The sequence below is a fragment of the Azospirillum sp. TSO22-1 genome (assembly GCF_003116015.1).
GTDB lineage: Bacteria > Pseudomonadota > Alphaproteobacteria > Azospirillales > Azospirillaceae > Azospirillum.
Genome location: NZ_LGQZ01000155.1, coordinates 1 through 11,274, shown reverse-complemented (window position 1 = coordinate 11,274; position 11,274 = coordinate 1). Strand labels below are relative to the sequence as shown.

The 11,274-nt window shown below is 70.9% G+C and carries 12 protein-coding genes; 4 read left to right on the top strand and 8 right to left on the bottom strand.

What is annotated here, in order from left to right:
* The coding region (locus tag TSO221_RS36985) for an acyl-CoA dehydrogenase family protein (protein WP_146208961.1) at positions 1 to 93 on the top strand (93 nt) is incomplete at its 5' end.
* A gap of 127 nt (positions 94 to 220) precedes the next feature.
* Here the strand turns inward: TSO221_RS36985 and TSO221_RS31140 are convergent.
* From TSO221_RS31140 to phnF, 8 genes are all read right to left on the bottom strand, one after another.
* A complete protein-coding gene (locus tag TSO221_RS31140) occupies positions 221 to 577 on the bottom strand; it encodes a copper-binding protein (RefSeq protein ID WP_109122378.1) in 357 nt (118 codons plus the stop codon).
* A complete protein-coding gene (locus TSO221_RS31135; RefSeq protein WP_109122377.1) occupies positions 556 to 3,759 on the bottom strand; it encodes an efflux RND transporter permease subunit in 3,204 nt (1,067 codons plus the stop codon). The genes TSO221_RS31140 and TSO221_RS31135 overlap by 22 nt, the downstream gene beginning before the upstream one ends.
* A gap of 15 nt (positions 3,760 to 3,774) precedes the next feature.
* The gene (locus tag TSO221_RS31130; RefSeq protein WP_247878351.1) at positions 3,775 to 4,986 is read right to left on the bottom strand and encodes an efflux RND transporter periplasmic adaptor subunit; all 1,212 of its coding nucleotides are present in this window, start codon (positions 4,984 to 4,986) and stop codon (positions 3,775 to 3,777) included.
* Positions 4,983 to 6,254, bottom strand: a complete 1,272-nt coding sequence (locus tag TSO221_RS31125) for a TolC family protein (RefSeq protein ID WP_109122376.1) — start codon at positions 6,252 to 6,254, stop codon at positions 4,983 to 4,985. The genes TSO221_RS31130 and TSO221_RS31125 overlap by 4 nt, the downstream gene beginning before the upstream one ends.
* 138 nt (positions 6,255 to 6,392) lie before the next feature.
* Positions 6,393 to 6,752: a hypothetical protein gene (locus TSO221_RS31120; RefSeq protein ID WP_109122375.1), complete on the bottom strand. Its 360-nt coding sequence runs from the start codon at positions 6,750 to 6,752 to the stop codon at positions 6,393 to 6,395.
* Between the two features lie 126 nt (positions 6,753 to 6,878).
* Positions 6,879 to 7,574 carry a DUF1045 domain-containing protein gene (locus TSO221_RS31115; RefSeq protein WP_109122374.1) on the bottom strand — a complete coding sequence of 232 codons (696 nt, stop codon included), beginning with the start codon at positions 7,572 to 7,574 and terminating at the stop codon, positions 6,879 to 6,881.
* Complete coding sequence (locus TSO221_RS31110; RefSeq protein ID WP_199229704.1) at positions 7,571 to 8,731, bottom strand: alpha-D-ribose 1-methylphosphonate 5-triphosphate diphosphatase; 1,161 nt, start codon at positions 8,729 to 8,731, stop codon at positions 7,571 to 7,573. Before TSO221_RS31110 ends, TSO221_RS31115 begins: the two co-directional genes overlap by 4 nt.
* A gap of 82 nt (positions 8,732 to 8,813) precedes the next feature.
* Complete coding sequence (phnF, locus tag TSO221_RS31105) at positions 8,814 to 9,551, bottom strand: phosphonate metabolism transcriptional regulator PhnF (RefSeq protein WP_247878350.1); 738 nt, start codon at positions 9,549 to 9,551, stop codon at positions 8,814 to 8,816.
* 97 nt (positions 9,552 to 9,648) lie between these two features.
* Here phnF and phnG point away from each other — a divergent pair, with 97 nt between their 5' ends.
* The 3 genes from phnG to TSO221_RS31090 all read left to right on the top strand — a co-directional run.
* Complete coding sequence (phnG, locus tag TSO221_RS31100; protein ID WP_109122372.1) at positions 9,649 to 10,125, top strand: phosphonate C-P lyase system protein PhnG; 477 nt, start codon at positions 9,649 to 9,651, stop codon at positions 10,123 to 10,125.
* Positions 10,126 to 10,127: 2 nt separating this feature from the next.
* Positions 10,128 to 10,715, top strand: a complete 588-nt coding sequence (gene phnH, locus TSO221_RS31095; protein WP_109122371.1) for a phosphonate C-P lyase system protein PhnH — start codon at positions 10,128 to 10,130, stop codon at positions 10,713 to 10,715.
* Positions 10,716 to 10,718: 3 nt separating this feature from the next.
* The coding region (locus TSO221_RS31090; RefSeq protein ID WP_146208960.1) for a carbon-phosphorus lyase complex subunit PhnI at positions 10,719 to 11,274 on the top strand (556 nt) is incomplete at its 3' end.

Sequence of the window (11,274 nt, the reverse complement as noted above, 5' to 3'; positions counted from 1 at the left end):
TACCGCGACGTCCGGCTGTTCCGCATCTACGAGGGCACCAGCCAGATCCAGCAGCTCGTCATCGCCCGCAACATGATCCGCGCGGCGGGGTGAGAGTCGGTCCCGCCACGGATGCCCTCACCCGCGGCGGGATTCCTGCCTGCGTTCCTTCATCACGCCGTCCTGCGGGCTCCGCACTGTACCGACACGAAACCCGCAGCAGGCTCAAGCGTGAGCGCCCCTACTTCGCCGGCTTGATCGAGTCGATCAGGTACATGCCCTTGGCATCCTTGCCGACCGTGAAGGCGACGGTGTCGCCAACCTTCAAGGCGCTGAGATCGACCGTCGGGGCGACGCCGAAGTCCATGGTCATCGCCGGCCAGTTGAGCGCCGGGATCGGCCCGTGGGTCAGGTTGACAACCTTCTTGCCCGCCTCGACGCGGTTGATCTTGCCGGTGCTGGCAGCGGACTGCGCCGCCGCCTTCTGCACAGGGGCCGGCTCGGGCGCCGCTCCGTGGTTGTGCATCTGCGCCTGCGCCGCGGAGGCGATGCCGAGGGCGAGACCGGCGGCGATGATCAGGCTGAGGGTACGGCGCATCGATCGGTTCCTTCCGTTTCAGTTTGCAAGGGATTGAGGTCCTGGTGAGGAGGCCGCGGCGCCGCGGTGGGGCGGCCCACCTCGCGCGCCTTGACCAGGGCGTAGATGGCCGGAATGACCAGCAGCGTGAGCACGGTGGACGAGATCATGCCGCCGATCATCGGGACGGCGATGCGCTGCATCACCTCCGAGCCGGTGCCGGTGCTCCACATGATCGGCAAGAGGCCGGCCATGATGGCGACGACCGTCATCATCTTCGGACGCACGCGCTCGACCGCACCCTCCATGATGGCGTCGTAGAGGTCGCCCCGGGTCATGGCCCGGCCCTCGGCGGCGCGCGTGCGCTTCATGTCCTCGAGCGCGTGGTCGAGGTAGATGAGCATCACCACGCCGGTCTCGGCCGCCACGCCGGCCAGCGCGATGAAGCCGACCGCCACCGCCACCGACAGGTTGAAGCCGAGGAACGCCATGTACCAGACGCCGCCAACCAGCGCGAACGGCAGCGACAGCATGACGATCAGCGTCTCGGTAATCCGGCGGAAGTTCAGGTACATCAGCAGGAAGATGATCGCGATGGTCACCGGGATGACGATCTTCAGCTTCTCCGCCGCGCGCTCCATGTACTCGAACTGGCCGCTCCAGGTGACGTAGTAGCCGGCCGGCATCGCCACCTGATCGGCAACCGCCTTGCGCGCCTCGGCGACGTAGCCGCCGATGTCGCGGTCGCGGATGTCGACGTAGATGTAGGCGGACAAGAGCGCGTTCTCGGTGCGCACCGTCGCCGGCCCCTTGGTCAGCCGCACCGAGGCGAGCTGGCCGAGCGGCACCGCCCCACCCGCCTCCGGGTGCAGCAGGATGCGGCTGGCGATGGCGTCGGGATCGCTGCGCAGAGCGCGCGGGTAGCGCACGTTGACCGAGAAGCGCTCGCGCCCCTCGACCGTCGTCGTCACCATCTCACCGCCCAGCGCCGTCAGGATGGTGTCCTGCAGGTCGCCGACGGTCAGGCCGTAGCGGGCGAGCTGGGCGCGGTTCGGATCGATCTCCAGGTAGTAGCCGCCGACGATGCGCTCGGCGTAGGCGCTGGTGGTGCCGGGCACGCGCTTGACCACCGCCTCGATCTCGCGCGCCAGGCGCTCCATCTCCTCCAGGTCCTTGCCGAACACCTTGATGCCGATGGGCGTGCGGATGCCGGTGGAGAGCATGTCGATGCGCGCCTTCAGCGGCATCGTCCAGGCGTTGGAGATGCCCGGCATCTGCAAGGCGGTGTCCAGCTCCGCCACCAGCTTCTCGTAGGTCATGCCGTCGCGCCATCGCTCCTTGGGCTTGAGGTTGATGACCGTCTCGAACATCTCGGTCGGCGCCGGGTCGGTGGCGGTGGCGGCGCGGCCGGCCTTGCCATAGACCGACTCGACCTCCGGGAAGCTCTTGATGATGCGGTCCTGCACCTGGAGCAGTTCCGCCGCTTTGGTAATCGACAGGCCCGGCAGCGTACTCGGCATGTAGAGGATGGTGCCCTCGTTGAGCGCCGGCATGAACTCGCTGCCCAGCTTGCTCGCCGGCACCACCGACCAGCCCAGGATGCCCAACGCGATCAGGATGGTGAGGATCTTGGCGCGCAGCACCAGCTTGATCAGCGGCCGGTACAGCCAGATCAGCAGACGGTTCACCGGGTTCCTGCGCTCGGGAACGATGCGGCCGCGCACGAACAGCAGCATCAGCACCGGCACCAGCGTGATCGACAGGAACGCCGCCCCCGCCATGGCGAAGGTCTTGGTGAAGGCCAGCGGCTTGAACAGCCGGCCCTCCTGCGCCTCCAGCGTGAACACCGGCAGGAAGGACACGGTGATCACCAGCAGACTGAAGAACAACGCCGGCCCGACCTCCACCGCCGCGTCGATCAGCACCTTGGCCCGGTTGGCGTCCGGCGGCGCGTGCTCCAGGCGCTTGTGGGCGTTCTCGATCATCACGATGGAGGCGTCCACCATGGCGCCGACGGCGATGGCGATGCCGCCCAGGCTCATGATGTTCGAGGTCATGCCCATCCCGTCCATGACGATGATGGCGATGAGCACGCCGACCGGCAGCGTGACGATGGCGACCAGCGCGCTCCTCACGTGCAGCAGGAAGACGATGCAGACCAGGGCAACGATGACGCTCTCCTCGATGAGCGTGTGCTTGAGGTTCTCGACCGCGCGCAGGATTAGCTCCGAACGGTCGTAGACGCTCTCCACCGTCACGCCTTCCGGCAGGCCGGCCTTCAGCTCGGCCAGCTTGTCCTTGACGCTGCGGATGACGTTCAACGCGTTCTGGCCGTAGCGCTGGAGCGCGATGCCGCTGACCACCTCGCCCTCGCCGTTCAGCTCGGTGAGGCCGCGGCGCTCGTCCGGGCCGATCTCGACCCGCGCCACGTCGCGCAGCAGGATCGGCGTGCCGCGGTCCACCTTGAGGACGATCTCCTCGATGTCGTGCAAGCCGCGCAGATAGCCGCGCCCGCGCACGACGTACTCGGTTTCCGCCATCTCGACGACGCGGCCGCCGACGTCCTGGTTCGACGTGCGGATCGCCTGCGCCACCTTGGCCAGCGGCACGCCGTACGCCTGCAGCTTCTGCGGATCGACGACGACCTGGTATTGCTGGACGAAGCCGCCGACGCTGGCGACCTCGGCCACGCCCTCGGCCTTGGTGAGCTGGTAGCGCAGGTACCAGTCCTGCAGCGTGCGCAGCTCGGCCAGCGTGCGGTCCTTGGCCAGCACCACGTACTGGTAGACCCAGCCGACGCCGGTGGCGTCCGGCCCCAGCGTCGGGGTGACGCCGTTGGGCAGCCGCTTGGCGGCGAAGTTCAGGTATTCCAGCACGCGCGAGCGCGCCCAGTAGATGTCGGTGCCGTCCTCGAAGATGATGTAGACGAAGGACGCCCCGAAGAACGAGAAGCCGCGCACCACCTTGGACTTCGGCACGCTGAGCATGGCGGTGGTGAGCGGATAGGTGACCTGATCCTCGACCACCTGCGGCGCCTGGCCGGGGTAGTCGGTGTAGAGGATGACCTGGACGTCGGAGAGGTCGGGCAGCGCGTCCAAGGGGATGCGCGACACCGAGTAGGCGCCGGCCCCGATGAGGAACAGCGTGCCCAGCAGGACCAGCGCGGCGTTGCGCGCGGACCAGCGGATGACGGCGGCGATCATGGCGATGCCCTCCGCCTACTGGTGCTGGTGCTGGGCGCCGCCGAAGCTGCCCAGGGCCGCACGCAGGTTGCTTTCGGAGTCGATCAGGAAGTTGGCGCGCACCACGACGCGTTCGCCCTCGTCCAGACCGGCGCTGATCTGCACGAAGCCGTCGGCGCGGGCGCCGGCCTTGACCTCGCGCGGTTCGTAGCGGCCCTCGCCGACCTCGACCAGCACCGCCTGCCGCCGGCCGGTGTCGAGCAGCGCCGATTCCGGCACCGCCAGCTCCGCTCCGGCGCCGAGGTCGGCGTTGAGGTGGACGGTGGCGTAGAGGTTCGGCCGGAGCAGCCCGTCGGCGTTCGGCAGCTCGATGCGCACCCGGCCGGTGCGGCTCTCGGCGGTCAGCGTCGGGTAGACGAAGCCGACCTTACCGGAAAACGCCCTGCCGGGCAGCGAGTTGACGGTGACGTCGGCCTCCTGGCCCGGCTTGACGAAGCCCAGGTCCTGCTCGAACACGTCGGCGATCAGCCAGACGCCGGACAGGTCGGCGATGCGGTACAGCGTCTCGCCGGGCATGAAGCGCATGCCCTTCACCGCCGCCTTCTCCAGCACCACGCCGCCGGCCGCGGCGCGCAGCGTCAGCGTGCGCGACGCCTTGCCGGTCCTGCGCAGCCGCTCGATCTCCTCCTCGGGAACGTCGAAGTTGCGCAGGCGCTGGAGCGACGCCTCGGCCAGGTCGCCACCGCCGGACTTCCGGGCCACCAGATACTCCTGCTGAGCCAGCACCAGTTCGGGGCTGTAGACCTCCATCAGCGGCTGCCCCTTGCGCACCGGCGCGCCGGTGGTGTCGACCAGCAGGTTTTCGATCCACGCCTCGAACTTCGGCGCGACGACGAACAGCCGGCGCTCGTCCACCTGCACGGTGCCGACGGCGCGCACCGGACGGGCGATGGCGCGCCGCGTCACCGCGTCGGTGCGCACGCCCAGCTTCTGCACCTTGTCGGGGCTGATGGTGACGGTGCCGGACGCGGTGTCCTCGCCCTCGTAGACGGGGACGTAGTCCATGCCCATCGGGTCCTTCTTCGGCACCGGCGAGGTGTCCGGCAGGCCCATGGGGTTCTTGTAGTAGAGGACCTTCGGTTGAGCCGGGGCGCCGTGCCCATTGTGGCCGGACTGCGCGAGCGCGGCACTTCCGGCGGCGAGCGAACCGGCCAGCAGGGCGGCGAGAAGAATGGCGGAACGGGTCACAGTTCACCTCCGATCAGGCGCTCGATCTCGGCCAGCCGGATCTGCTCCTCGAACGTCACGGTCACGTATTCGACCAGGGCGCGGCGCAGCGTCTGCTCCGCCACCAGCAGGTTGGGGAAGTCCCCGCGCGCCAGCTCGTAGCCGCGCACGGCCGATTCCAGCGCGATGCGCGCCTGCGGCAGGGTGACCTCACGGACGATGCGCTTGCGCTCCTTGAGCGCACCCAGCATGGCGTAGGCCTCGTGCAGCTCGGTGGTCACCTCCAGGCGCAGCTGTTCCAGCCTGGCGCGGGCGGCTCCGGCCATGGACGCCGCCTCGCGCTGCTCGGCGCGGCGGCGGTCGGCGTAGAGCGGGATGTTGACCTCGACCATCGCCTGGTAGCCGTCGAAGCGTCCCTCGCGCCGCATGGCGCCGAGGCCCAGTTCGACGTCCGGGTACCAACTCCGCTCGGCGAGCTGCCGCGTCTTGTCGGCGGAGTCGATCTGCGCGAGCTGGGCGCGGATCGGCGGGTAGTCGGCGCGGGCGCGGTCGGCCAGCGCTTCCGCCGGCTGCACCTCCAGCGGCGGCACCGGGCGGGGTTGCGGCTTGGCCGGCAGCGGCGTGCCGGGCGACCGGGCGAGCAACCCGTTGAGTCGCACCTGGGCGCGCCGGCGGTCGGCGTCCATGCGCGCCAGCTCGGCGGTGAGCACGCCGGCCTCCGCGTTGGCGCCGGTGACGTCCTGCTGCTTGCCCGGTCCCTGGGCGTAGCGGGCGCGCCCCAGGTCCGACAGGCGGCGCACGGTGCCCAGCAGGGCCCGCGTCTCGTCGGCCGCCAGATGCGCCGCATGGTATTCGGCGTAGGCGACCTTCACGCGGTAGGCGAGCTGGTTGGCCACCTCGGCCTGGGCGGCGACGGCCTTGCGGCTGTCCGATGCGGCGATCTCGCGCTTCAGATCGCGCTTGCCCCACAGCGGGAACATCTGCCGGACCTGATACAGCTCCTGCCCGGCGCGGCGGCGCGGCAGGTAGCCGGGCTCGTTGCGGGGCAGTTCCAGCTCGACCTTGAACTTCGGGTCGTCCAGCGCGCCGGCCGACTCGATCCGCGCCGCGGCGGCGTCGGCTTCCAGAGCCATCACCGCGGCCTCGGGGTTCATCCGCCGGGCGGTGTCGATGAGGTGCCGGATGTCGCCGGATGGTTCCGCCGCCCCGGCCAGTCCGCTGCCCAACAGCAGCGCGGTCGTCGCGGCGATCAGCGCCCGCGACAGACGTGAGTTTTGTAATGCGGCCATAGTCTTTCCGCCTGTTCGGCCGAATCCGCGGCACCACCCGGACAGCCGGGAGGGGCATGGCGTCGGCCCTATCCGCTCGATTGGGGATGGATGGGTCGCGCGAACACGCCGCCGCAGCGTGCGGCGGGTCGCGACCGGTCAGGCGGCGGACTTCGGAGGCGGCGGCTCAGGAGCGATCAAGCGGGCGGCCGGCTGGTGCACGGTGGCCGGCTGCCAGGGGACGCGACGGACGAAGACGGTGCGGACCGCTTCGACCCGGGTCGGCGCGGCAAGGCCGGGGCAGCACGGGGCCGCCATCGGCATGGCGTGCTGCTTCTGGCCGGGATGCTCGCCGGCCGGCGTTTGCCGGTCGTGGTCGCAGCAGGGCGCTTGGCCGTGGTGCGCCGCGTGGTCGGAAGGATCGGTCATGAGAGCGTGCGCCGACGCCCCCGCCGCCGCACCGAGCAGCAGCGAGACCACCAACGCCAATGCCGTCAGGAAACGGCCAATGCCCGCCATTCCGTCCTCCGAGGTTCCGCATGATACGGAACCTGTGTGCATTCGACCAGGGGCCCGCTACGGGCGCGTTGATAAAGATCAATCCCCGTCATCACGGGCACAGGCGCCGTCGCACTCCAGCCGTGGTCAGCCGCCGAAGGGAAAGCGCGCCGTCAGCACGAACGGCGCCTCCGGTCCTGCCTGCTCGAACAGGCAGAGCGAGCGGAATTCCACCGGCTCCGCCCGCGCCGTGGCGCCGAGATCGGTCAGGAGGTCGCGGATGGCGGCGCGCTCAGCATCGGGAAGCGCCCGGGTCAACGTCATGTGGAACCGGAACTGCTCGAAGACGTAGGGATAGCCCCAGGCCTCGTAGAGGTCCCTCTGCCGGTCGGAGAGACCGGCGGCAAGGCGCCGCCGCCGTTCCGCCTCGGTGGGACGAGCCCGGAACCGCTCGAAGGCGCGCACGCACCCGGCGGCGAGGTCCTCGATGGCCGGCGACGGGCAGCTGGGCCGCAGCGCCAGGAAGCCGTGCAGTTCCTTCAACGCGAAGGGTGCCTCGGCGAAGGGACGCCGAGCGCGGGCGAAGGCCGCCGCAGCGTCGTGGAGCGCGGCTGCGTTCGTGCCTTCGGCCAGCCGGAACGGGGCCTTCAGCGTGGCGTGGAAGCCGTAACGCTGCGGTTCGGCGATCAGCTTCATCTGGGCGGCGGGATCGAGCCCGACGGCGGGCAGCGGCTCCGGCTCCGCGCGATCGGGCCGCCGGGCCAGCCACCACCAGCCGAAGCGTGCCAGCGCGGTGTCGTCCTCCGGCGCGAAATAGAGGGCGAACCGCCGCCGGTCGCTCATGCCGCCAATCCGCTCAGCAGGTCCCGGTCGGCGTGGACGGTCCGCCCGGCCACCAGAGTGGAGACGATGCGCGGCAGGTCCGGCGCGCGGCCATCCACCAGCACGAGATCGGCGCGCTGGCCCGGCGCGATGCAGCCGCGGTCGGCAAAGCCGGCGAGCCGCGCCGGGTTGGTCGAGATCAGCTTCCACGCATCGCCGAGCGCCATCAGCCCCTCGCGCGCCAGCCGGAAGGCGGCGTGCGCGAGCGCCGGATAGTAGTAATCGGAAGTCAGCACGTCGGCCAACCCCTCCGCCGCCAGATCGGCGGCCCGCAGGCCGCTGTCGGTGTGGCTGCCGCCCCGCACCACGTTGGGCGCTCCGACGATGACGCCGTTGCCGAGCCGCCGCCCCTCCTGCGCGGTGGCGCGGCCGAGCGGGAACTCGCACAGCGTGCAGCCCATCGCGTGGAAGTGCCGCCGCACCTCCGGCGACGGATCGTCGTGCGAGGCCAGCGCCACGCCGTGCCGGCGCGCCGCGGCGGCCAGCCGGCGGTTGGTGGAATCGACCTCGCCGTGCCGTTCCGCCACCTCGCGAACCAGGGCTGTGAAGGCCTCCAGGCTCATGTGCGCGCGTTCGGCGTATTGCGCGAGGGCGGAGGGCTGGCCGATCTTCCGGGTGAACATCGGCAGATGGTCGTTGAAGGCGAGCAGCCGCACGCGCCCGGCGGCCAGCCAGCGCTCGATCTCCTCCGCCGCGCCGGTGTTGTAGACCTCGTGGCGCAGATGGACGTGGGTGTCGCAGGCCAGCGTCGGCCGCAGCCGCTCCAGCGCCTCCAGAAAGCCGACGGCCGCCTCGCGCCCGCGCAGCCCCGGCTCCCACGACCAGGTCAGGCCGTGCAACGCCGTGGTGATGCCGTTGGCGACGAGCTGCCGGTCGGTGTCCACCAGCGCCATGTCGATGGGGAAATGCACGCGCGGGCGCGGCATGAGCTGGCGTTCGAAGGCGTCGCCGTGCAGATCGACGATGCCCGGCAGCAGCAACAGGTCGCCGGCCTCGATCACCCGGCCCGAAGGGCGTTCACCCAGCGCGGCGACGCGGCCCTCGGCGATGGTCACGGTGGTGTCGGCGAAAGTGCTGTCCGGCATCAGGACGCGGGCGCCGCGGATGTGCGTTTCCAACCTGTCCCCCTCTGGGCTTGGGTCCGGCCCCCGCTCATACGCTCGGCGATGGCGGGGCTGGGTGAATTTTTGGTGAAGGGGCTCACGCCCCCGGTTCGAAGACCATCTGCACGCGGTCGGCGGCCCAGCGGGCGACGCTGTATTCCACCGGCCGGCCGGCGGAGTCGATGTTGATGCCCTCGGTCATCAGGATCGGCTTGTTGGGCGCCTGCTGGAGCAGGCGGGCGTCGGCGGCCCGCGCGTTGCGGGCGGTGACGCGGGTGACCTTGCGGGTGTAGTCGCCCACCCCGAAGCGCTCCATGGTCCGGGTGATCGAGCCCAGCTCGCGCAGCGCCGCCGGCAGACCGGGGAAGCGCGCCTTGGGGAAATAGTGCGAGGCGATGGTGATCGGCCGCCCGTCGGCCTCGCCAAGACGCTCCACCACGAAGACCGGGGTTCCCTTGCGGATCTCCAGCGCCCTGGCGACCGGCTCCTCCGCCGGCTCCTCGCGGATGGACAGGAAGGTGCCCGATGGCTCGCGCTTGTGCCCCAGCAGGTTCTCCGAGAAGCGCGTACGCGTCTTCACCCGGTAGTCGATGACGCTCTCCTGCACGAAGGTGCCGCGCCCCTGCTCGATCCGGACCAAGCCCTGCTCGGCCAGCGCCGCCACGGCGCGGCGCACCGTGTGGCGGTTGACGCCGAACTCCTCCGCCATCTGCAGCTCGGTGGGCAGGCGTTCGCCGGGCTGGCGGTTGCCGGCGACGATGTCGCGCTCCAGCCGCTCGGCGATCTGGCGCCACAGCGCCATGCCCGTCCCGCGGGCGATGTCCTGCTCCGTCATGGAAATTTCACCCTTGCAGCCTTGCGCCCCGGGCGCCGGACACGCATACCTGTGCCAGAATAAAGTGTAGATGTCTAGACAAATTTGAGATTGGTCCATGCCCGCCCTGCACACATCCGACCCACACACGGAACAGCACACAGAACGCCGGCGCCGCTGGATGGGCGTGCTGGCCAAGGCGGCGCCCGACGAAGTCGCCGCCGCCTGGCAACGCCTCGCGCCGAAGCCCGCCTACGAGCTGCTGCGCCGGCCCGAGACCGGGCTGGTGATGGTGCGCGGGCGCACGGGCGGCGACGGCGCGCCCTTCAACCTGGGTGAGATGACCGTGACGCGCTGCTCGGTGAGGCTCGAGGGCGGCGCTGTCGGGCACGCCTGGGTGGCCGGGCGCCGGGCGGACCATGCGGAGCGCGCCGCGGTGCTCGACGCCCTCATGCAGGATCCCGCCCGCCATGCCGCGGTGGCCCCAGAAATCGACCGGCTGGAGGCCGCGATGGCCACCCGCCGCGACCGGGCGGCGCGCGAGGCGGCGGCCACGCGGGTGGACTTCTTCACCATGGTGCGCGGGGAGGATTGAGCATGGACGGATTGCTTCCGGGCTTCCCCGAACCGGTCCTGGATTCCCAGCGGGTGTTCCGCGCGGTGCTCGACGCCATGTCCCGGCCGGGCTCGCTGGTGGAGCTGCCGCTGCACGTCACCGCGCCGGCGCCGCTGGAGGCCGCGACCGCCGCGGTGCTGCTGGCATTGGCCGATTACGAAACGCCGGTGTGGCTGGACGGCGCCGCCGGCAACGACCGGGTGCGCCAGCACCTGCGCTTCCACTGCGGCTGCCCGATCGTTCCGGATGCCGGCGCGGCGGACTTCGCCGTGGTGGCCGAGCCCGCCGTCATGCCGCCGCTGTCGGCCTTCAAGGCGGGCGGCGACGAATATCCCGACCGCTCGGCCACGCTGGTGGTGCAGGTGCCGACCCTGACCAAGGGGGAGCGCTGGACGCTCTCCGGCCCCGGCATCCGTGATCGCGCGACTTTGTCGCCCGGCGGATTGCCCGAGGGCTTCCGCGGCTGGCTGGCGGAGAACCGCGCCGCCTTCCCGCGCGGCGTGGACGTGATCCTCACCTGCGGCTGGCTGCTGGCCGCGCTGCCGCGCACCACCCGGCTGGAGGGCTGACCCATGTATGTGGCCGTTAAGGGTGGCGAGAAGGCCATCGACAATGCCCACCGCCTGATGGCGGCGGAGCGCCGCGGCGCCCCCGCGGTGCCGGAGCTGACGCTCGACCAGATCGCGGGGCAGCTCGGCCTCGCCGTCGACCGGGTGATGACCGAGGGCTCCGTGCACGACCGCGAGCTCGCGGCGCTCGCCATCAAGCAGGCCCAAGGCGATCTGATTGAGGCGATCTTCCTGCTGCGCGCCTACCGCACCACGCTGGTCCGCTTCGGCGCGTCGGAGCCGCTGGACACCGCCGCCATGGCGATCCGGCGGCGCATCAGCTCCGCCTTCAAGGATCTGCCCGGCGGACAGGTGCTGGGGCCGACCTACGACTACACGCACCGGCTGCTCGACTTCGCGCTGGCGGAGGGCGGCGAACCGGAGCCGCCGGCCGTCGCCGACCGCCCGGTGGACGGGCGCATGCCGCGCGTCGCCGACGTGCTGGGGCAGCAAGGCCTGATCGAAGGCAACCCGCCCGCCGCCGACGCCCCGCCCGCCGACCTCACCCGCCAGCCGCTCA